This is a genomic window from Halosegnis longus (assembly GCF_009663395.1).
Taxonomy (GTDB): domain Archaea; phylum Halobacteriota; class Halobacteria; order Halobacteriales; family Haloarculaceae; genus Halosegnis; species Halosegnis longus.
Genome location: NZ_QKNW01000001.1, coordinates 536,791 through 556,937, shown reverse-complemented (window position 1 = coordinate 556,937; position 20,147 = coordinate 536,791). Strand labels below are relative to the sequence as shown.

At 67.7% G+C, this 20,147-nt stretch carries 26 protein-coding genes and 1 tRNA gene; 14 read left to right on the top strand and 13 right to left on the bottom strand.

From position 1 onward, the window contains the following. Positions 1 to 415 precede the first annotated feature (415 nt). Entirely contained in the window at positions 416 to 1,606 is a 1,191-nt protein-coding gene (locus DM818_RS03085; protein ID WP_123123852.1) for a redox-regulated ATPase YchF, read from the top strand. A 41-nt stretch (positions 1,607 to 1,647) separates the two neighbouring features. Beyond that, positions 1,648 to 1,839, top strand: coding sequence for a hypothetical protein (locus DM818_RS03080; RefSeq protein ID WP_075938131.1), 192 nt, complete (start codon positions 1,648 to 1,650; stop codon positions 1,837 to 1,839). Here DM818_RS03080 and DM818_RS03075 read toward each other — a convergent pair whose 3' ends face one another. The 5 genes from DM818_RS03075 to DM818_RS03055 all read right to left on the bottom strand — a co-directional run bounded on the left by DM818_RS03075 (position 1,840) and on the right by DM818_RS03055 (position 5,511). After that, a complete protein-coding gene (locus tag DM818_RS03075; RefSeq protein WP_123123853.1) occupies positions 1,840 to 2,337 on the bottom strand; it encodes a DUF5813 family protein in 498 nt (165 codons plus the stop codon). 191 nt (positions 2,338 to 2,528) lie between these two features. Beyond that, positions 2,529 to 2,613 (bottom strand) — tRNA-Leu (locus tag DM818_RS03070). Between the two features lie 152 nt (positions 2,614 to 2,765). Then, entirely contained in the window at positions 2,766 to 3,107 is a 342-nt protein-coding gene (locus tag DM818_RS03065) for a ferredoxin (protein WP_123123854.1), read from the bottom strand. A gap of 23 nt (positions 3,108 to 3,130) precedes the next feature. After that, on the bottom strand, positions 3,131 to 4,291 hold the full coding sequence (locus DM818_RS03060; protein ID WP_075938134.1) for a TrkA C-terminal domain-containing protein: 1,161 nt from the start codon (positions 4,289 to 4,291) through the stop codon (positions 3,131 to 3,133). Then, the gene (locus DM818_RS03055; RefSeq protein WP_123123855.1) at positions 4,288 to 5,511 is read right to left on the bottom strand and encodes a potassium channel family protein; all 1,224 of its coding nucleotides are present in this window, start codon (positions 5,509 to 5,511) and stop codon (positions 4,288 to 4,290) included. Before DM818_RS03055 ends, DM818_RS03060 begins: the two co-directional genes overlap by 4 nt. A gap of 71 nt (positions 5,512 to 5,582) precedes the next feature. On the opposite strand from DM818_RS03055, the gene DM818_RS03050 reads away from it, so the two are divergent. Both DM818_RS03050 and DM818_RS03045 read left to right on the top strand, forming a co-directional pair. Next, positions 5,583 to 6,809, top strand: coding sequence for an NAD-binding protein (locus tag DM818_RS03050; RefSeq protein ID WP_153952288.1), 1,227 nt, complete (start codon positions 5,583 to 5,585; stop codon positions 6,807 to 6,809). Further along, positions 6,802 to 7,146: a hypothetical protein gene (locus DM818_RS03045; RefSeq protein ID WP_075938137.1), complete on the top strand. Its 345-nt coding sequence runs from the start codon at positions 6,802 to 6,804 to the stop codon at positions 7,144 to 7,146. Before DM818_RS03050 ends, DM818_RS03045 begins: the two co-directional genes overlap by 8 nt. Here DM818_RS03045 and phoU read toward each other — a convergent pair. Next, positions 7,136 to 7,816: a phosphate signaling complex protein PhoU gene (gene phoU, locus DM818_RS03040; protein ID WP_075938138.1), complete on the bottom strand. Its 681-nt coding sequence runs from the start codon at positions 7,814 to 7,816 to the stop codon at positions 7,136 to 7,138. The genes DM818_RS03045 and phoU overlap by 11 nt on opposite strands. A 269-nt stretch (positions 7,817 to 8,085) precedes the next feature. On the opposite strand from phoU, the gene DM818_RS03035 reads away from it, so the two are divergent. Continuing rightward, on the top strand, positions 8,086 to 9,081 hold the full coding sequence (locus DM818_RS03035; protein WP_075938139.1) for a phosphate uptake regulator PhoU: 996 nt from the start codon (positions 8,086 to 8,088) through the stop codon (positions 9,079 to 9,081). Between the two features lie 30 nt (positions 9,082 to 9,111). Here DM818_RS03035 and DM818_RS03030 read toward each other — a convergent pair whose 3' ends face one another. After that, positions 9,112 to 9,486, bottom strand: coding sequence for a 30S ribosomal protein S8e (locus DM818_RS03030; protein ID WP_153952287.1), 375 nt, complete (start codon positions 9,484 to 9,486; stop codon positions 9,112 to 9,114). An 89-nt stretch (positions 9,487 to 9,575) separates the two neighbouring features. Here DM818_RS03030 and DM818_RS03025 point away from each other — a divergent pair, with 89 nt between their 5' ends. Genes DM818_RS03025 through pyrF form a run of 4 tightly spaced genes read left to right on the top strand, consistent with a single transcriptional unit; the run spans position 9,576 to position 11,841 of the window. Then, complete coding sequence (locus tag DM818_RS03025; RefSeq protein WP_075938141.1) at positions 9,576 to 10,016, top strand: DUF2240 family protein; 441 nt, start codon at positions 9,576 to 9,578, stop codon at positions 10,014 to 10,016. After that, entirely contained in the window at positions 10,016 to 10,384 is a 369-nt protein-coding gene (locus tag DM818_RS03020) for a hypothetical protein (protein WP_153952286.1), read from the top strand. The genes DM818_RS03025 and DM818_RS03020 overlap by 1 nt, the downstream gene beginning before the upstream one ends. A 44-nt stretch (positions 10,385 to 10,428) precedes the next feature. Next, positions 10,429 to 11,001, top strand: a complete 573-nt coding sequence (locus DM818_RS03015; RefSeq protein ID WP_075938143.1) for a mechanosensitive ion channel family protein — start codon at positions 10,429 to 10,431, stop codon at positions 10,999 to 11,001. Positions 11,002 to 11,043: 42 nt separating this feature from the next. Next, positions 11,044 to 11,841: an orotidine-5'-phosphate decarboxylase gene (gene pyrF, locus DM818_RS03010; RefSeq protein ID WP_153952285.1), complete on the top strand. Its 798-nt coding sequence runs from the start codon at positions 11,044 to 11,046 to the stop codon at positions 11,839 to 11,841. On the opposite strand, the gene DM818_RS03005 is transcribed toward pyrF, so the two are convergent. After that, a complete protein-coding gene (locus DM818_RS03005; RefSeq protein ID WP_075938145.1) occupies positions 11,838 to 12,050 on the bottom strand; it encodes a hypothetical protein in 213 nt (70 codons plus the stop codon). The genes pyrF and DM818_RS03005 overlap by 4 nt on opposite strands. Positions 12,051 to 12,126: 76 nt before the next feature. Here DM818_RS03005 and DM818_RS03000 point away from each other — a divergent pair, with 76 nt between their 5' ends. From DM818_RS03000 to DM818_RS02980, 5 genes are read left to right on the top strand one after another with little or no spacing between them, the layout of a single operon-like run. Continuing rightward, positions 12,127 to 12,696, top strand: a complete 570-nt coding sequence (locus DM818_RS03000) for a J domain-containing protein (RefSeq protein WP_079988939.1) — start codon at positions 12,127 to 12,129, stop codon at positions 12,694 to 12,696. A gap of 29 nt (positions 12,697 to 12,725) precedes the next feature. Continuing rightward, on the top strand, positions 12,726 to 13,418 hold the full coding sequence (locus DM818_RS02995) for a phosphoglycolate phosphatase (protein ID WP_153952284.1): 693 nt from the start codon (positions 12,726 to 12,728) through the stop codon (positions 13,416 to 13,418). After that, entirely contained in the window at positions 13,405 to 14,292 is an 888-nt protein-coding gene (locus tag DM818_RS02990) for a DMT family transporter (RefSeq protein ID WP_075938148.1), read from the top strand. Before DM818_RS02995 ends, DM818_RS02990 begins: the two co-directional genes overlap by 14 nt. 44 nt (positions 14,293 to 14,336) lie before the next feature. Next, positions 14,337 to 15,953, top strand: a complete 1,617-nt coding sequence (locus DM818_RS02985) for a GTPBP1 family GTP-binding protein (RefSeq protein ID WP_153952283.1) — start codon at positions 14,337 to 14,339, stop codon at positions 15,951 to 15,953. After that, complete coding sequence (locus tag DM818_RS02980; RefSeq protein ID WP_075938150.1) at positions 15,953 to 16,882, top strand: M48 family metallopeptidase; 930 nt, start codon at positions 15,953 to 15,955, stop codon at positions 16,880 to 16,882. The genes DM818_RS02985 and DM818_RS02980 overlap by 1 nt, the downstream gene beginning before the upstream one ends. On the opposite strand, the gene DM818_RS02975 is transcribed toward DM818_RS02980, so the two are convergent. From DM818_RS02975 to DM818_RS02955, 5 genes are read right to left on the bottom strand one after another with little or no spacing between them, the layout of a single operon-like run. Then, a complete protein-coding gene (locus tag DM818_RS02975) occupies positions 16,853 to 17,515 on the bottom strand; it encodes an HAD family hydrolase (protein ID WP_075938151.1) in 663 nt (220 codons plus the stop codon). The genes DM818_RS02980 and DM818_RS02975 overlap by 30 nt on opposite strands. Before the next feature lie 36 nt (positions 17,516 to 17,551). Further along, on the bottom strand, positions 17,552 to 18,037 hold the full coding sequence (locus tag DM818_RS02970) for a hypothetical protein (protein ID WP_153952282.1): 486 nt from the start codon (positions 18,035 to 18,037) through the stop codon (positions 17,552 to 17,554). Next, entirely contained in the window at positions 18,034 to 18,966 is a 933-nt protein-coding gene (mch, locus tag DM818_RS02965; RefSeq protein ID WP_153952281.1) for a methenyltetrahydromethanopterin cyclohydrolase, read from the bottom strand. The genes DM818_RS02970 and mch overlap by 4 nt, the downstream gene beginning before the upstream one ends. Before the next feature lie 39 nt (positions 18,967 to 19,005). Continuing rightward, positions 19,006 to 19,740 carry an SDR family NAD(P)-dependent oxidoreductase gene (locus tag DM818_RS02960; protein ID WP_153952280.1) on the bottom strand — a complete coding sequence of 245 codons (735 nt, stop codon included), beginning with the start codon at positions 19,738 to 19,740 and terminating at the stop codon, positions 19,006 to 19,008. Positions 19,741 to 19,782: 42 nt separating this feature from the next. Then, on the bottom strand, positions 19,783 to 20,100 hold the full coding sequence (locus tag DM818_RS02955; protein ID WP_075938155.1) for a thiamine-binding protein: 318 nt from the start codon (positions 20,098 to 20,100) through the stop codon (positions 19,783 to 19,785). Positions 20,101 to 20,147: the final 47 nt, after the last annotated feature.

Sequence of the window (20,147 nt, the reverse complement as noted above, 5' to 3'; positions counted from 1 at the left end):
CTCCCGATAGTGGTCACGGAACCGACCACGCAGGCGCGACACGCCCGCCCCTTTCAGTCCACCCGACAGCAGCAGCACCACGAGCCTCCCCAACCGATTCGCTCCTTTCAGTCGCTCATCCCTCGCGCTGACTCGCGCGCACGAGGCGCGCTCGGACCACGCCACCGCATCGACTGAATAGGCAATCGAAGCCGTGGCCCATACCGCACCGCTCGCCGTGCGACCGTAGCGGCGCGGGGGCTTTCGAGGTACTGTCGAAGTGACCGGAACGACAGACGAGTTCCTCCGAGACGGTGTCGAAGCAGACACGCCGAGCAAGAGAGTCAAACACGCCTCATCAACCCTACCACGACAACACATACCACTGGACGGCGCGGCAACAACATTGAAATACGCGAATCGCCGGAGACAGATAATGAGCTACACTATCGGTCTCGTGGGGAAGCCGTCGGTCGGCAAATCCACGTTCTTCAACGCGGCGACGATGAACGACGTGCCTGAGGGCGCGTACCCGTTCACGACAATCGACCCCTCCGTCGGCGAGGCGTACGTGCGCGTCGACTGTGCGGCCCCCGAGTTCGACACCACCTGCACCCCGAGCGTCGGCTACTGCGACGACGGCACGCGATTCGTCCCCGTCCGACTGCTCGACGTGGCCGGACTCGTCCCCGGCGCACACGAAGGGAAGGGGCTGGGCAATCAGTTTCTCACCGACCTGAACGAGGCCGACGCGCTCGTCCACGTCGTCGACTTCTCCGGGACGACCGACGCCGAGGGTGAACGCACCGAGGGTCACGACCCTCGCGAGGACATCGACTTCCTCGAAGACGAACTCGACCAGTGGTATCTGGAGATTCTCGGCAAGGGACTCGACAAGTACGCCGACGCCTACGACAAGGAAAACACCGACGTAGAGGTCGTCCTCGCCGAACAGATGTCGGCGTTCCGCACCAACAAAGACGAAATCAAGAAGCTCATCCTCCGGTGTGACCTCTCGCTCGAACCCGGAGAGTGGGACGACGACGACCGGTTCGAACTGGCTCGCGAGATTCGCAAGGAGACGAAGCCAATCCTCATCGCGGCCAACAAGATGGACACGCCGGAGGCACAGGCAAACTGGGAGGAAGTGACCACGGACGACGACTACGAGCACCTCACCTTCGTCCCGACGAGCGCGCACGCGGAGAAGGCACTCAAGAACGCCGCGGAGGGCGGCGTCGTCGACTACACGCCCGGTGACGCCGAGTTCGATATCGTCGGCGACATCTCCGACGAGCAAGAGCAGGGGCTGGAGGCCATTGCCGACTTCACGAGCGAGTACGACGGAACCGGCGTTCAGGGCGCAATCGAGCGCGCGCTGTTCGACGTGCTCGGCGTGATGCCCGTCTTTCCGGGGAGCGCGAACGGGAAGGCCGACGAGGAGGGTGAGTTCCGCGACTGCTTTCTCCTGCCCCGCGGGTCGACCACCTCGGATTTCGCCTACCACATCCACTCGGATATCGGCGACGGCCTGCTCCACGGCATCGACTGCCGGACCGAGCGACAGGTCGGCGGCGACCACGTGCTCGATGAGCGCGACGTCATCGAACTGATTACGACGGCCTGATTCGGCAGACAGTTCAAGCGGGTCCGGTTCGTACTGGTGGTATGAGCGACGACGAGCCGCCGCTTCGCAAGACCGACCGGGCGATTCCACCACAGTCGACGGCGATTGCGCGACGACTCACCACCGGCGACCGGAAGCTGTGTCACTGTCTGGACTGTGGTCGACAGCTCGTCGCCATCAAACACGGGGACAACTGCCTGTTTTGCGGCTCGCGGGCGCTCGTTATCGAGTAGCTACAGCGGGGTGCCGGTCCCGTCGCCTTGGCTCGCGGACGCGAGCAGCGAATCGACGGGGTCGGTGTAGTCGAAGCCCGGGACGACACCCTCCATGTACGTGCCCTCGACGTACTCGGCCAGCGCCTTCGCAATCGCGGGCGCGCGGTCCGCGTTCCCCCACGTGAACTCGAAGACGACGACCGCATCGCCGAGTTCCTCGTGCACGTCGAGCCGGTCCAGTTCCAGATTGTCGCGGACGGCGTCGGGGGCGTCTTCCATCCGGAGCGCGAAGGTGTCGAACCAGCCGGCTTCGAGGTCCGGGCCGACCTCGCCATCTACGACCGACGACAGCATCGGCGCGCGGACGACGATGGTGTACTCGTGTGCCCAGTCGTCGGTTTCGGCCGCCTCGACGCGGCTCTCGAACGTAATCGTCGTCAGTTCGTACTCGTCGCCGTCGCGGTCGTAAGCATCGTGTGCGTCGAACGCGCGTTCGGCACTCTCGGGAATCGTCATTACGGGCGATTGGCGAGACAGGAAGAAAAGCCGCACGTTGCCGTACTCTAGCGCATACGCCGAGCGGAGCGAGGCGTTTCACCGCGCCGACCGACGGGAGGCGCGGCTGCGGTTTTTAGTGCAGGTTTTTGCCGCGAGTGGCTCCCACAGCGCGCCGAAGGCGCGCGAGGAAGCCCGAGTCGGCAAAAAAGTGCGGGGAGAGGGATTCGAACCCACGAACTCCTACGAGAGCGGATCTTAAGTCCGCCGCCTTTGGCCAGACTCAGCCATCCCCGCCTACCACTCTGTGGTCGCGCGCGTCGAAAAGCCGTTACGGTCGGCGTTTAACACGGATGCCGCACCACCCCCGTCGATGTAACGACACGGCCCCGGGCCGCCACGGCAGGAGCGTGACCCACGGTCCGGGACAGCGAGGGGTCGCCTGTTCGCTACCAGTCGACGGAGAGCGTGCCGTCTCCCTCCGGGTCGGGAGCGATTTCCTCGTTCGTCCGGCGGTCGATGACGTGGATGACGCCGCGGTCCTTCTTCGCCGGACACACCTCCGCTGCCCGGACGTTGTGGTCGAGGTCCTCCTCGGCGAAGAAGTAGGTGTTGGGCTTTGCAATCCCGGTGGAAAGCTCCATCTCCCAGTTGGTCGAGACCTCGGCACATTTCCCGGCGGCGATACACTTGTTGGCCTCGAAGACGAGCTTGTACGGTGCCTCGTCGACGGGCGGAGCGTCTGTCTCGCCGATTTCGCTCGGGTCGATCGTCTGGGCGTCGTCTGCCATACGGGTACGTGGAGCCGACGGGATTAGTCGGTGTCGGCTCCGGTGGCCGCGGCTTCGAGCCGCCGGACCGCGTCGGGCTTGGCGATGACGTACAGCGTCTCGCCGGCGGTGAGCGTCCGCGTGTTGGGAACGAGCGGCTCGGTGCCGGCTTGCCCGTGAACTGCGATGACTGTTGCATTGAGCGCCCCGACGGTCTGGCCGGCGAGCGGCGAGTCGGCCGCGAGCGTAATCGTGGTGACCGTCTCGTCGGCCGCGCGCAACAGCGACGCGAACTCGCGGTCGACCCGCGGCTCGACGGGGAGTGTCGCGAGCCGGTACCGCTGGGTGCTGTTCAGCCGGGTGGCGTCGTCCGCGTCGACGGCGACGGTTACCACCTCGTCGGCGGTGCCGCGCACCTCGCCGACGGCGACGCGTTTCGACTCCTCGCCCGTGGTGTCGTAGATGTGGACCACGTCGCCGGCGCTCGCGCTGAACGCCGGGTCTGCACGGATGGCGACCGCACAGGTCTCGGGCGGGAGCGTCGTCCCGAGCCCGATCTCGCGGGAGCCGACCGCGAGATACGTCACGGTACCGTCCGCCTCGATGTCGACGTCCACGACGCCGACGCCGTACTCCTCCCGGAGCCGGGCGACGAGCCGGTTCCGGAGCTCCTCGACCGTCAGCCGCCGCGGGAAGACCAACGTTAGCCCGGCGATGCGCTCCTTCACGTTCGCGGCCACCGGGTCGTGGCCGTCCATGTCCTCGATGTCCTCGGGGAGTTCGACGGTGATGACGCGCCCGACGGCCTTCACGACCGCAGATACGTCGACGTTGGCACCGCCACCGCCGGAGAGCGCACCGGTGGTGCCGGCGATGCGGTCGCCGACGCGCCCGCCCGCAGTCGCGGTGACGCCGCTGACGGCGAGGGTGAGCGTGTTGACGACGATTGTCGGAGTGGCGAACACGTCGTCCGCTCCGCCGGTCGGCTCCAGCAGCGACGCCAGCGTCGTGTCGAGGTTCAACACCAGCGCGACGCCCGTGAGACCGACGAGCATCGACAGCCCGGTCGGCACCTGCATCCGGGCGTACCAGCGGTATCCGACCGCGAGCAGCGCCGCGAGCAGTCCCGAGAGTAGGCTCAGACCGACGATTCGCAACAGATTGTCCATGATCCGGGCGAGGATGGCGACCTCTTGCTGGGTCACGAAACCACCCCGGCGACCGCGTCGAGTCCCTCGCGCGGCCCGACGACGAACAGCTCATCGCCCGCGGCCAGCGGCTGCTCCTGCGGCGGGACGAACCGCCACGTCCCGTCGGACCGAACCGCGAGCACACCGACGCCGTGGGTGTCTCGCAGCCCGGCAGTACCGACGGTCTCTCCGACGAGCGGCGCGTCTGCGGCGAGCGTGAACTTCCGAAAGCGCTTGCCGGAACGTCGCAACAGGGAGAGGAGCTCGAACTCCCGGCTCGTACCGCGCGGCTGAACGACGACGTGGGCGGTCGTCGCGGCCAACAGCGTCCGCGCGTCGCTCCGGCTCACCGCCACCGTCACTCGGCCGTCACCGCCGGTCGTGGTCGCGTCGGGTGCGCCGGTCGGCGGCTGTGCCGGTTCGGTCGCGGTACCGCCGTCCGTCGCGACCGGCTTGGGGTCGCTCTTGCCGCTGGAGCGTGCGCTGACGAGCGTTCCTTCGATAGTCGCCTCGTTCGTGTGGAGGGTGACGATATCGCCTCGCGCCAGTCCGGTCGGGACGAGCGCGTCGACGGAGACGGCTCGCTTCCCGGCGGGAATCCGCTTCGAGAGCGCCGAAACGGGCGGCGCGGCGGCGATCGTCGCCTGCCCCTGCGCGTTGATTGTGACGGCCGCGTCCGCGAGGTCAAACTCCGTCCGGAGCCGTTCTCTGAATCGCGCTTCCAGCTCATCGAGCCCGAGGTCGGCTGGCAGCTTCCACGTCTCCGCCTTGATGCTGGTACGGATGTCGTCCGGAAGCGGCGGATACGCCTCCATGTCGGCGATGTCGCCGACGATTTCGAGCGTCACCTGCCCGCGCCCGCCGACGAACTCGACCACGTCGTTCGAGAGCGTCTGGGCCCGAAGCGCGGAGAGACTAAACCGTCGCGGGAACGTCGCCCCCAGCGCGTCGCCCTTGGCGTGGGCGTACAGCGACAACATCAGGATGACGAGAATCGCCGTGACGACGACCGGGCCGGTCGCCGACTGCGTGATGGTCTGGTCGGTGAGCGCGAGCAGTCCCCCGTTGACGCCCGCGAGCGCGAGCGACAAGACGACGACACCGAAACCGGGGATTGTCACGCCGGTGATGTACTTGAAGCCGAAGCCGAGGCTGAAGGCAATCAGCGTCGGCAACAGCCCGGTGAGGATACCGAGATAGATACCTTGGAGTATCTCGACGGGAAGCGCAGCCATACGCGCCACTCGCGCGGGAACCAAATACAGCTATCGGACGGTTTATGCCGACGCCCGCGGTTCCAGCGGGTATGAGCGAGGGGGCCGCACCGTCGACGCGACCGAAGCGGCTGGCACGCGTTCTCGGCGCACAGGCTGCGCTGTGGCTCCCTGCACTCGTCGCCGTGTTGTCCGTCGTCACCGGTATCGTCAACATCGGCTCGATGAACGTCTCCGGGCCGCTCGCGCCGTACGTTCCGCCGACGGTCGAACGGACCGTCGGGTTCACCGGCGTGCTCACCGGCTTCCTGATGATGGCGGCCGCCTACGGGCTCCGGAACCGGCTGCGGGTCGCGTGGCTTCTCACGGTCGTCCTGCTGCCGGTCACGGCGGTCCAGGGGCTCGCGCAGGCGAGCCAGTACTCCTACCCGCTGGTCGTGGTTTCGCTCGTCTCCATCCCGACCGTGCTCGCGAACCACCGGCTGTTCGACCGCGAGTTCGACCTCTCGACCGCCCAGCTCGCGGCGCTGCTCGCCGTCGTCGGCACGCAGGCGTACGGCACCATCGGCTCGTACGTGCTCCGCGAGGAGTTCACCGGCATCCAGTCGGTCACCGACGCCTTCTACTTCACGCTGGTCACTGCCTCCACGGTCGGCTACGGTGACGCCATCCCCGCCACAACTTCGCCCGAAGCACGGCTGTTCACCATGTCGCTCGTCGTGCTCGGCGTCGCCAGCTTCGGTGTCGCCATCACCACCCTCGTCGGCCCGGCCATCGAGGCCCGCTTCACGAACGCTCTCGGAATCATGAACGACTCCACACTCGACATCCTCGACAACCACATCATCGTGGTCGGGGTCTCAGACCTCACCGAACCGGTTATCGAAGAACTCGCCACCGCCACGGCGCCGCCGCAGTTCGTCGTCATCACGCGCTCGCCCGACCGGGCACAGGAACTGCGCACGAAAGATATCGAGGTGGTCGTCGCCGACCCCTCCGACGAGGAACCCCTTTCCCGCGTCGGTATCGAACGTGCCCGGGCTCTGGTGGCCGCGACCGACGACGACGCACAGGACGCACTCGCCATCCTCACCGCCCGCGAGCTCAACCCCGAACTCAACATCGTGGCGGCCGCGACCGAACGCGAGAACGCCAAGAAGCTCCGGCGGGCCGGTGCCGACACGGTCATCTCGCCGGCCGTCATCGGGGGCCACCTGCTCGTCCAGAGCGCCATGGAGACCGGCGACATGGAATCCCTCGCCGCACAAATAATGGACGTGCCGGACGAAGACAAAATCGAGGTTGACGAGGATGGATGAGGTCACTATCGGCGACCGCACGTTCGACCCCGACGCCATCTCCGACGCACACATCTCTCACGGTCGCCGCGACTTCCGTCCGCTGGTCGCCGGGATGAGCCTGATTCTCCTCGCCGTGCTCGTCCCGACGGCCGGCGTCGCCGTCGGCGTCGACTTCTGGACGGTCGCGCCGCTGGGTGCTGGCCTGTTCGTGATTTCGCCGGCCGCGTTCTACCTGTGGCTCCGCTCCTCAAAGGCGGTGCTCGTCGTCGTCGCCGACGACGAACTGTACCGGTTTGCGGTCGAGAACGTCGGCGAACACCGCGCGGACGAGCTCGCGGCCGAGTTCAGTAAATGAGCTCGTCGTCGGACTCGACCATGTAGAGGGTCCGACCCGCGATGTTGACGGCGTGGTCGCCGACGCGTTCGAGGTCGCGCACGGTGAGCAGAAACCGGGACACGTCGGCCATCAGCGCCTCGATTTCCCTCTCGTCGCTGTCGGCGTCCATCTCCGTCTCGATGAGGTCACGCACCACGATTGTGGATGCGCGTTCACACTGCTGGTCGATTTCGTCGTCGCGGTCGGCCACCTCGAAGGTCCGCTCGGCGTCCTCGTCGGCGTATGCGGTCATCGCCGTTTCGACCATCTCGATGACGGCGTCGCCGATTGCCTGAATATCAACGTCCGGGTAGCGGTCCTGCTCCGCGTCGAGCGTGTACTCCCCGAGATTCGTGGCGAGGTCGCCGATGCGTTCGAGATCGGTGATGATTTTGAACGACGCGGCGATGAACCGCAGGTCGCCGGCGACGGGCTGTTGGAGACTCAACAGGTCGATGCAGTCGCTTTCCAGCTCGAGATACAGCTCGTTGATCTCGTCGTCCCCGTCGATGACCTCCCACGCGAGGTCGTCGTCTTTCTCGTCGAGCGCCGACAGTCCCGTGCGGAGCCGTTCGAGCACGAGTTCGCTCATGTACAGTACGTCCTCCTGAAGCTGACCGAGCTTCATCTGGTACCCCTCACGTGCCATACTGGTACGACCGCAGGCGACGGAAAATACCTTTGGGTATGTCAATATATATCACGGTATCCTATGGCCGGGGCTGGCCGCAGTGGACCGCGGTGTCACGTCGTCGCGCCGCACCGACGCGGTTTCCACGTCAGCCTGCGCCGATGAGAATAAAAAGCATTGCTCTGTGCGGCCCGTACCGGACTGTTGTCCCGGGTAGATGTGGGTACTGCTAACTTTGACTATATAGTACGCACACGATTTATGGTTGTGCCCCGTACACTCGTGGTATGGAGACACGGAAGGTGCAGGTGACCGGCGGGTCGACGTACACGGTGAGTCTTCCGAAGGAGTGGGCGACCGCCAACGGCATCTCGGGGGGGAGCGTCGTGGAGTTCCACCCGGAGGAGGGGTCGCTGTTGCTCACCCCGCGCAAGGAGGAAGAACACACCGAGGGGACGCTCGACATCACGGGACTCACCGACGACCAACTGACGCGTGCGGTGATGATGATGTACGTGAGCGGCTTCGACATCATCACCCTCGAAACGCCCCGCATCACCGCCGACCAGCGGCGAACCATCCGCCGGGCCGCACAGGGCCTCGTCGGACTGGAAGTCATCGGCGAGACGAGCGAACACGTCCAACTGCGTGACCTGCTCGACTCCTCGGAGCTGTCGATTCACAACGCCGTCACCCGGATGCGACTCGTCGCGACGACGATGCTTTCCGACGCCGTTGAGGCGCTCGTCGAGAACGACGACGACCTCGCGACCGACGTGAGCCAGCGCGACGACGACGTGAACCGGCTCTACTACATGGTGTCGCGGGTCTTCCGGTCCGTGTTGCGTGACCCCTCTGCGGCCGCCGAAATCGGCTTCGACCGCGAGACCACCTTTGATTACCACTCGTGTGCCCGCCAGCTCGAACGCGTGGCCGACCACGCCTCGAAGATTGCCGCCAACGCACAGACGCTCGATGCCCCGCCCGAGGAGGTGGCGTCGGAGCTCCAACAGCTCCACGAGGCCGCAGACACCGTCATCGAGCAGGCGATGGACGCCATGCTCGCCGACGACTCCGAGGAGGCGACCCGCATCGCGACCGAGGCCCACGAGGCCGTCACCGCCGTCGACGACCACGTCCGCGAGGCGGACACGCTGCTGCTCGATTTGGAGCCACAGCAGGCGCAGCTGCTCGGACTCGTCGTGGACTCGCTGTCGCGGGCGGGCGATTACGGCGGCAACATCGCCGAATCGGCGCTCCAGAAGGCCGCGCCGAAGCCGTAGCTCACCGACGGAAAAGCAGAAACGCTGCGCTTACTCGACGAGAACGGCGTTGACCTGTCCGTCCTGTCCCGGGCGGGAGGTGACGCGGGCGTTCCCCTCCGGCGTCTCGATGATGGCACCCTTCGTGATGATGTTTCGTCGGACGTAGTTCGGGTCGGCGTCGTTCTCGGTCACGTTCTCGATGGTGGTCGAGACGGTCTCACCGTCGCCGGTGGCGACGGTGGCGGTGTCGCTCTTGATGGCGCGAACCTTCGTGTTGCCGCCGCGCGTCTCGACGACCTTCAGCTTCTTGTCGCCGACGGTCGTCTCCGTCGGGGAGTTGCCGAGCTCGTGTTTCCGCTTCTTGTGGGTCGTGCGTCGCCGTCCGCCGGTTCGCTTCGTCGTGGAACGTCCGTGGCTCTTCATACCCCGAACTCGCCGCTCGCAGACTTGAATCGTTCGACTCCGACTCCGACAGCGACGGGAATAAAACGGCTCGCCATCTCTGGAGGGACATGAGCATCCGTATCGCCGTCGCCGCCCCGTTCCTCGCGGCCGGCTCGCGGTCGATGCCAGAAAGCAGCTTCGTCGTCGACCTGTCGCTCGACCGCGACTGGTTTTCCCCCGACCAGGCCAAGCGGCTCGTCGATGTCGCCACCGGCGAGGGGCTGCTCTCCCGCGAGGACGGCGACCTCCGTCCCACGTTCGACCCGGAGACGGTCACCGTCCCCGACGGCTTCCGGCCCGACGAGTCCATCCTCCAGCAGCGCTCCGTCTTCGAGACCGTCCTCGACCGCTGTCTCGACCACGGCATCGAGAAACAGACCGCAGTCGCCGGCATCAACAAGCTACAGGCGGACCTCGCGGTCACCATCGAGGCCGCGGCCGTCCTGTTTGCCCACAAGCGCGGTATCGACGTACAGTCGGAGGCGGACGCCGCACTGGAGGAGCTCTGATGGTCGAGGACCGCACCACGGACGGCACCCGCATCGCCGAGCTGCTCTCCTCGGAGATTCACGGCCGGGAGTCCGGGGCGCTCGGCTCACTCACCGTTACGGACGCCGACCGCGAGGTCGAACCGCGGGAGGACGGCGCGTACGCGTTCACCGTCTCGCGGGACGACGCGCCGGTCGCGACGGTCCACATCCACCCGGACCGGATTCACCTCGAAATCGCGACCACTCCCGACCGCGTCACCGAACTGGCCGGCGACCTCGGTCTGCGGGTCCGGCCGAAGGCCGTCGAGCCGCCACAGACGCTCGTCTTCATCGAGGACGGCGCGGAAGTCAAACGCGCGACGGACCTGCTCGTCGCGCTCGCGTAACGTCAACCGAACGGATTTACGCGTGGTCCCTGTACGGGCACGGTATGCTCTCGCAAGCTACGCCCGAACCGGGGAGTGAATCCGTCGCGCGGGCGGTCTTCGTCGAGTTCCTCGACGGACTCGTCGGTGCGGTTCCGCGCATCCTCTCGGGTGTCGTCTTTCTCCTCGGCTCGTATCTCGTCATCAAACTCGCGTTGACCGTCACCCGGTTCGTCCTCAGTCGGCTGTTGCCCGCCGAGCAGAAACTCATCGTGGACCTCTCGGTCGCGGTCATCGGCCTGTTCCTGTGGTTCGGTGCGGCGCTCGCTCTGCTCAAAATCGTCGGGCTGGGCGATATCGCGGCCAGTCTCGGGACCGCGGCCGGCTTCATCGGCTTGGGCGTCGCCTTCGCGCTCAAGGAGATGATCGCCGACACGGTCGCGGGCGTGTATCTGCTCCGCGACCCGGATTTCAACCACGGCGACGCCGTCAACACCGCCTCCGTCACCGGCACGATTGTGGATATCGACCTGCGGAAGACGCGGATTCGGGCCGACAACGGAGACCTCGTCGTCGTCGCGAACCGCGACGTGGAAAAGAAGTGGACGAACCAGACCGCCTCGACGCAGGCCGAGTGACCAGAACACAACGTTGTAGTAGTCGCCTCGCGCGCTCCCGGTATGGCGTTCTTCGACGAGTTGGCCGCGCGCATCGAGACGGCAGACAGCGTCGTCTCCGTCGGTCTCGACCCCGACCCGGACCGAATCCCCGACTTCCTCGACGGCGACCTCCCGCGGTGGGGGTTCAACCGTCGGGTCATCGATGCGACCCACGAGCACGCGGCCTGTTACAAACCCAACGCCGCCTTCTACGAGGACCCCGACGGCTGGCGGGCGCTGGAGGAGACTGTCGCGTACGCCCACGGGAAGGGCGTCCCCGTGCTGCTCGACGCCAAGCGCGGCGACATCGGCAACACCGCGCGCCAGTACGCGAGCGTCCTCGATACCGTCGACGCGATCACCGTCAATCCGTATCTGGGCGAGGACTCGCTCCAGCCGTTCCTCTCCCGGTCGGATGCGGGGGTGTTCGTCCTCGCGCGCACCTCGAATCCGGGTGCCCGCGACTTCCAGAATCTCGAAGTCGGCAACGACAAGCGGCTGTACGAGTACGTCGCTCAGCGGGCCGCCGAGTGGAGCGACGGCAACGTCGGTCTCGTCGTGGGTGCGACGGCTCCGGAAGAACTCGAAGCGGTGCGTGAGCTCGTGCCCGACCTCCCCTTCCTCGTGCCGGGCGTCGGCGCACAGGGTGGCGACGCCGAGGCCGCCGTCGAGCACGGACTCGCCGACGGGGTCGGACTGGTGAACTCCTCGCGTGGCATCATCTTCGCGGGCGAGGAAACGAGCGAGGAGTCGGCGTACTTCGACGCGGCCGGTGACGCTGCACGCCGGCTCAAGCGCCGGCTCAACGAGTACCGCTAGTCGACCCGGTAGGTGTCGACGCCGTCGTCGAACCCGTCGTCGTCGCGCTCCTCGACGGGGTCGTGTGGACGACGAAGCTCCGCGGCACACTCGGTGCAGTAGCCCGAATCGCGGTCGTAGTGCTCGTCGCACACTAGTTTGCCACAGCGGTCACAGCCGAACGATGCGTCACCGGTCGTGCACAGCTCACAGCCACCGGAGATGCTCATACCGGCGTTACACTGTGTGCAGTCAAAAGCTTGGGGCGGGTGGATCGGGCGAGTGACTTACCACACCCACGGCCGTATGGCGGGTGTGAATCGCTCGTCGCTCGTCGTCGGGCTCATGGGCGTCTTCGCCGGCATGACCGTGGTGATGGTCCTGCTGGCGTTGACGCTGGGGAGCCCGGTCGTCTTCATCTTCGCGACCCCGTTTGCCGCGGCGACGTATCTGTTCTACCAGCAGGCGTCGGGAAAGATGCGCGAACGCATCGAACAGCAGGCGCGACAGGCCCGGATGGCGAACGAACAGCGCCGCCGACAGGCCGGTGGCACGCAGCCGGGCGAACAGGGACGGACGCGCGGTGAGACCGGTGGGTTCGGTGCCGGGCCGCGCTTCGGCGACGCCAACAGCCGGTTCGGTCGCCAATCCCGCGCCGGCGGTCGGACACAGCAGGGCCAGCGTATCGACCCGTCGACGCCCTCCGGTCCCTCGCGCACCGAGGCGGCAGACATCCTCGGGGTCGCGCCCGACGCCGACGAACAGGCCATCAAGCGAGCCTACCGCGAAGCGGTCAAGGAAAAACACCCCGACCGCGGGGGCGACGAGGAGGAGTTCAAGGACGTGACCGCGGCGTACGACCGCCTGACGGAGTAGCTTTTGTTGCTCCCGGTGTGAGCGAACGCATGCGACCGCTCGCTGTCGATATCGACGGGACCCTCACCAGAACGCACGACGACGTGGGCCTCGACCCGCGGGTGTTCGACGCGCTGCGCGCCTACGCCGAGCGCGCGCCGGTCGTCATCGCGACGGGGAAGGCGTTCCCGTTTCCCACCGCGCTGTGTCGGTATCTGAATCTTCCCAACCGCGTCATCGCCGAGAACGGCGGCGTCACGCTGTGTGAGTCGGTCGGAATCACCCACAACGGCGACCCCGAGGCGGCGACCGCCGTCGCCGACGCCTACCGCGCGGCCGGCTACGACCTCGGCTGGGGGACGCCCGACCTCGCGAACTACTGGCGCGAGACGGAGGTCGCCGTCGCCATCGACCAACCCCTCGAACCGCTGGAGTCGCTCGCCGCCGAACACGGACTGGAGGTCGTCGACACGGGCTATGCCTACCACGTCAAGGCTCCGAAAGTCGACAAGGGAACCGGCTTAGAGACCATGGCGGCCGACCTCGGCTACGAGCCGAGCGAGTTCCTCGCTATCGGCGACAGCGAGAACGACGCCGAACTGTTCGACATCGCCGGGGAGTCGTACGCCGTCGCCAACGCCGACGACACCGCGAAGGCGGCGGCCGACACCGTCACCGAGGCGGGCTTTGCCGACGGCTTCTTAGAGGCGCTGGACCACGCCTCGGTCGATGGCGCTGCGTAACTCCCCGCTGCTCGCGCCGCTGTTGGCCGCGAGCATCTGGGGTGGGATGTACGTCGTCTCCAAGTGGGGGTTCGCCCAGATTCCGCCGCTGACCCTCGTGACGATGCGGGCCGTCCTCGGGGCGGCGGTCCTACTCCCGCTCGTCCGGGTCGTGAAGCCGACGCGTTCCTTCTCGCGGCGCGACTGGCGCGGCTTCGCCGCCCTGGGGGTTCTGCTCGCTGTCTCGCTCGCGGCCCAGTTTCTCGGGACCGACCTCACGACCGCCGCACAGGGGTCGCTCATCACCGTCCTGACGCCGGTGTTCACCGTCGCGCTCGGGGTGACGGTGCTCGGTGAGTCGCTCGGCCGACGGAAGGCCGTCGGTATCCTGCTCGCGACTGCTGGCACGGGAATCGTCCTCGCGGGCCGGTACACGCTCGCGGAGCTCGCCTCGGACGCGCTCGTCGGCCCCGCCCTGCTCGTTGTCGCGGCCGCCACCTTCGCCGGCTACACGGCATTCGGCAAGCGACTGATTCGGACTTACTCGGCGCTGGAGACGGCGACGTACGCGACGGCGCTCGCCGTCCCGCTGTTCGCACTCGGCGCGCTCGCGGAGCTGACGCTCACGGACGCCTCGCTCGGCGCTATCGTGTGGTCGCCGGCGCTGGTCGCGGCGGTCGCGTATCTCGGCGTCGTCTCGACCGCGCTGGCGTGGTATCTCTGGTACAAGGGTATCGAGCGGGCGGCCGCATCGACGACGGCGGTCGCCTTCTTCGCACAGCCGGTCGTGGGTATCGCGCTCGGCGGGCTACTGTTGAACGAGGCTATCGGTCCGGCGCTCGTCGCCGGCGGGGTCGTCCTCGCCGTCGGCGTCGGGCTTGTTTCGACAGCCTGAGGCCCGAGGAAGGCTTTAGTCCCGGCGGGCGCTACCAGTTATCAATGAGTGCGGACCGCGGTACGCTCGATTTCGCCCTCGAACACGGTGAACGCGAGGACGGAAGCGTGGAGTTCAAAGAGCGGCTCACCCGCGGCGTCCACCTCGCCGACGGCCGCATGGAGTCGCTCGCCGCACAGCTTCGCCACCGCGTCCTCTCGGGCGACGGTGAGGCGACGTATGCCGTCGGCGTCACCGACGACGGCGGCATCGCAGGTATCGACCCCGACGCCTTCTCCGAGACGATGGATGTGCTCTCCGTCCTCGCCGAGGAAGCGGGTGCACATATCGACGACGTCCAGACGTGGAACGCCGGCGACGCCGACGACAGCGACACCGAGGGGCTCATCGGCGTCGCGACCCTCAAGGAGGGAGCCGTCTTCGACAGCGACGACGACCACATCGTCGTCGGGACGGCCGGCCACGTCGACCACGGCAAGTCGACGCTCGTCGGCTCGCTCGTCACCGGCGACCCCGACGACGGCCAGGGCGGCACGCGGTCGTTTCTCGACGTACAGCCCCACGAGATGGAACGCGGGCTGTCGGCCGACCTCTCGTACGGCGTCTACGGCTTCGACGAGCAGGGGATGGCCGTCCGGATGGACAACCCCGACCGCAAGAGCGACCGCGCGGGCGTCGTCGAGGAGGCAGAACGGCTCGTCTCCTTCGTCGACACCGTGGGCCACGAGCCGTGGCTCCGCACCACGATTCGGGGCATCGTCGGCCAGAAGCTGGACTACGGACTCCTCGTCGTCGCGGCCGACGACGGCCCGACCAAGACCACCCGCGAACACCTCGGCATCCTGCTCGCGACCGACCTGCCGACGATGGTCGCAGTCACCAAGACGGATATGGTGTCCGACGAACGGGTCGCCGAGGTGGAACGCGAGGTGGAGCGACTGCTCCGCAACGCCGAGAAGACGCCGCTGTCGGTCGAGCGCCACGGCGTGGACGCCGCCGTCGAGGAGATTTCCCCGCAGGTCGTCCCCGTACTGAAGACGAGCGCCGTCACGATGGACGGGCTGCCCCTGCTCGATGAGATTTTCGAGCGGCTCCCCAAGACGGCCCAGACCGCCGGCGACTTCTCGATGTACATCGACCGGAGCTACTCGGTCACGGGCGTGGGGGCCGTCGCCTCCGGCACCGTCAGGTCCGGCACCGTCGAGGTCGGGGACGAACTCCTGCTCGGGCCGATGGCCGACGGCCAGTTTCGGGAGGTCGAAGCCAGGAGCATCGAGATGCACTACCACAAGGTCGAGGAGGCCCAGGCCGGTCGCATCGTCGGTATCGCGCTCTCGAACGTGAAGGAAGAAGAGATCGAGCGCGGGATGGTGCTCGTCCCCCGCGAGCGCGACCCGACGCCGGTCCGTGAGTTCGAGGCCGAGGTGATGGTGCTCAACCATCCGACGCGCATCGACGACGGCTACGAGCCGGTCGTCCACCTCGAAACCGTGAGCGAGGCCGCTTCCATCCACCCGGAGGGTGGACAACTGCTCCCCGGTGACTCCGGCGAGGCGACGGTCCGATTCAAGTTCCGCCCGTATCTGGTGGAGGAGGGCCAGCGGTTCGTCTTCCGCGAGGGGTCGAGCAAGGGCGTCGGCACCGTCACCAGCGTCGAGTGATGGAGCGGGGACCGGCCTGGCTGCTCGCCGCACTCGCCACGCTCGTCTTCTACGCGGCTGCGGCGGCACTCGCGTGGGCCGCACTCCTCGCCGTGTGGAGCCACCGGCCCGATCCGGTGGCGACGGTGCTCATCATTGCCGGCGTGACTATCGCCTTCGGCTACGGTTCCTACCGTGTCGGAACGCGCGTTATCGTGGAGTCGCTCGGCGCGGAGCCGCTCGCTCCCGAGCGCAGTCCCGAACTCCACCGCCGGGTCGCACACCTCTCCGACCAACTGGGCATCGACCCGCCGACAGTGTGTGTCGCGCGGATGGAGACGCCGAACGCGCTCGCGCTCGGGGGTCGACGCGACGGCGTGCTCGTGCTCGACGTGCGACTCTTCCGGCTCCTCTCCGGGCCGGAGTTGGATGGCATCCTCGCGCACGAGCTCGCCCACCTGCGTGCCCGCGACGGGCTCGTGGGGACGCTCGGGGCGACGGCCACCTCGACGGTCGCCGGCCTGCTCGGACTGCTCCTGTTGCCGGCGGCGTTGCTCGCGGTCGGGGTCGCGCGGTCGCTTGCGCTTGCGCGCGGCGACTCCCCTGCAGAGATGGAGGCGACTGCGGCGTGGGCACAGGCGGCGGTCGGCTCGCTCGCCGTCGTCCTGTTGTTCGGGCTGACGGCGCTCCTGCGGGCGTACTCCCGGCGTCGCGAACTCGCGGCCGACGACACCGCCGCGGAGCTGACGGGGAATCCGCGGGCGTTGGCCTCGGCGCTGTCGAGGATTCGGCGGGCGAGCACGCCCTCCGGCCCGCTCGCGCAGCTGTACATCCACGGCGACGAGACGGGAACGCTCACCCGGCTGTTGGCGACGCACCCGCCGATGGACGAGCGCATCGAACGGCTCCGGCAGCGCGACTCAGCGCCACGGCGGGGTCGTCAGGTCTGACATCGAGGTGAGCGTGTGGGTCGGCGTCGGGTCGGGCGTCGTGCCGGTGTCGAGCCACGCCGAGTCGATGCCGGCGGCGTGTGCACCGGCCACGTCAGAGGCGAGCGAGTTCCCGACGTGGACGGCCCGCGTCGTGTCGGCGTCGAGCGCGTCGAGCGCCCGCTCGAACGGCTCGGGGTGCGGTTTCGCGCGCGCGTCGTAGCCGGCATGGACCACCGTCTCGAAGGCGTCATCGAGGCCGAGACCACGGAGCTTGGCCCGTTGCATCTCGGGTGCGCCGTTCGTCACGACGCCGACGCGGTGGTCGCGCGCGATGGTCTCGACGGCGTCGTGCACGCCGGGAAGGGGTTCGACGTTGGAGTGGTCGCGGGCGGCGGCGAAGGCACGTGCCACCGCGCGCCCGAGATCGGGGTCCCGGCCGGCGTCGGCGGAGATGGCGGCGAAACACTCCTCGCGCAGGTGGTCGATGCCGTCCGTCGAGTCCACGAACTCCGGATAGCGGTCGTGGTAGTGGTCCTGTCCGAAGTAGGGGTCGACGCCCACGTCCGCGAACGCCTCGGCGAGCACCTCGTCGGCGTCGCGTCGGTAGCGACACAGCGTGTCGTCGATATCGAACAGGACGGCGTCGTACATGGTCGGCGGTATCACTGAACGGGTATAACCGTTCTGTCAGGCGGCGCGGTAGCCGTCGCCCGCCCGCTTTGCGAGACCGAACAACACCGCCCACTCCAGCAGTCGCTCGACCCGCCGTGTCCACGTCCCTTCCCAGTCGTCGGTCCGCGCGCGCTCCCACGCGGGCACACGCTCGCGCAGGCGGTCGAACACCTGTTTGGGCGAAAGCGGTTCGTCGGCATCGGCGAGCACGGCGAGCAGTTCGGGAACGGCGTAGACGCGCTCGCGGAACCGCTCGGGGAAGGCGGCCGGGTCGTAGCCGTCGCGAACCCGGGCGTAGCCGCGTGGCCCCTCCTCGGCGAGTTCGAGCGCGCGACAGAAGGTGAGCCACTCCTTCGCCTCGTCCTGTGAGGGCACGCCGGCGTCGGCCATCAGCCGCTGACAACAGGAGTCCTCCGGGTCGGGGACGATGGGGACGGCCTTCCACACCGTCTCGATGCGCGCCGGCGAGTCGGGCACCGGCGGGACGATCTTGAACCTCACAGTCCGAACGACTCCGCGAGCAGGGCCTCGTCGGCCCGGCCGTGGCTGTACGTCTCACCGCCCACCACGTCGACCGTCACCTGTGCGGGCGCGAACACGTCCGTCGGCACGTCGTAGAAGTCCCAGTCGGCCGCCTCGAAGATGTCGGCGAAGGGGCGGCCGTACTCGTCTGCCGCCGTCGAGGGCAGTTCGTCGAAGCGGTCGAAGTCGCTGTCGACGGTGACGTGGACCTTGCCGCCGTACGCGAGCGCGTCGTTCGTCCGTGCGATGGCGGCCTGATACCCGTCGGCGACGGGCGCGATTGGCGCGCTGGCGTGGACGGTCATGATATCCAGCGGGTCGTAGCCGAGCTCGGCGAGCCGGAAGGCGACCATCTCGCCGGCACGGGCCGCCAGCGTCACGCTCCCCGTAATCGAGTCCGTGCGGAAGGTCGGTAGGAAGACGGAGCCGGGGTCGGTGTTCGTCATGTCGGCGACGTGGTCGGCGACGGCCGCGTCGGGGAGGGCGTCGGATTCGAGACACAGCGTCGCGAAGTCGGAGGCGTCGGCGTAGCCGATGCGCCGGAACTCGTCTTCCTCGGCGACGAGCGCGCGCGCCGGCCCGGAGCCGAGCCCCTCGAAGTCGCCGACGGAGACCTCCCAGCCGGCCTTCTGTGAGCAGAGCAGCGAGATTGCGGGGTGGTCGGTGTGGAGGGTTGTGTGGGGAATCGGGACCCCGTCGATTTCCCCGGATTCGGTCTGAACCGTCGCCAGCCCGCCGGTCTGGAGCTCGGCGAGCAGCAAGCCGGCCTCGTAGCCGCCGGCCGTGTTCACCCCGAAATCGAGGACGGTCGCGCCGTTGTCCAGCGTCTCGGTTTCGATAGCGAGTTCGTCCGCGAAGTCGATGGCCTCGTCGACGAGTTCGAGGGCCATCCGATTGAGACTCTCCATACACCCTTCTGTGCGGGCGACAGGAAAGGAATGTCCGTTTTAGCCGAGACTCATCCCGCCGTCGAGTCTGAGTATCTCCCCGTGGACGTACTCCGTCTCCAACAGGAAGCGGACGCTCTCGGCGACGGTTTCGGGCGTGCAGGCGTACGCCGGCAGGTGGGTGTCGACGTTCTCGTGGCCGCGGAACGACTCGGCTTCGAGATACTCGATGATGGCGTCGTTCATAGTCGTCTCGACCGGGCCGGGCGCGACCGCGTTCACCCGCACGTCGTCGGGGCCGAGTTCGCGCGCGAGCGCGCGGGTCAGCCCGTGAAGCCCGGCCTTCGAGGCGGCGTAGGCCGCATCGACCGTGCCGGCGGTCCCGCCGACCGAGGAGACGTAGACGAGCGCGCCGCCGTTCTCGCGCAGATGCGGGGTCGCGGCCCGACTCACGTAGAACGCCCCGTCGAGGTTGACACCGAGCACGTCGCGCCACGCCTCGTCGGTCGTCTCCTCGACGCGGTTCGGGCGAACGATACCGGCGTTCGAGACGAGCGCGTCCAGGCCGCCGAGCGCGTCGACGGTTTCGGCGACGAGTCGGTCCGCGTCGGCCGAATCCCGCACGTCACCGCCGACGGCGACCGCGGTCGCGCCCCGGTCGCGACACGCCGCGACGGTCTCTTCGGCTGCCGTCTCGTTGTCGACGTAGCCGACCGCGACGTCGTGGTCCGTTGCCAGTTCGATGGCCGTCGCTCGGCCGACACCGCGACTTCCGCCCGTCACGAGCACGCGCATATTGGTCGGTTGTACCACCAGACAATAACTGTGGCGGCGGGGCTACTCGTCGGGGTCGCTTCGCGGCTCGCGGCCGAGTTCCTCGGCGACGCGGTCCACCTTCGACTCCGCCGTGGTGTCCGCGGTGCGCTTGTCGTCGATTTTGAGGAACGTGCTGACGCGGTCGCCGTCGACGGCCTTGTGGGCGGCCGTGGCCGCGAGCATCAGCTCGTCGATGTCGTCGGCCTCGATGACCGTCCCCATCGGATTCGTCTCGTACTCCACGTCGAAGGCGTCGAGCGCGGCGACGGCCTTGGCCACCTCACTCGCCATGCTCCCCTCGATGACCGGGGCGACACTCAGCAGTGCAACGACTGTCATACCCTGCGTTCGCGCCGGCGGCTCTTATCTTCTGGTGGGAGCCAGCT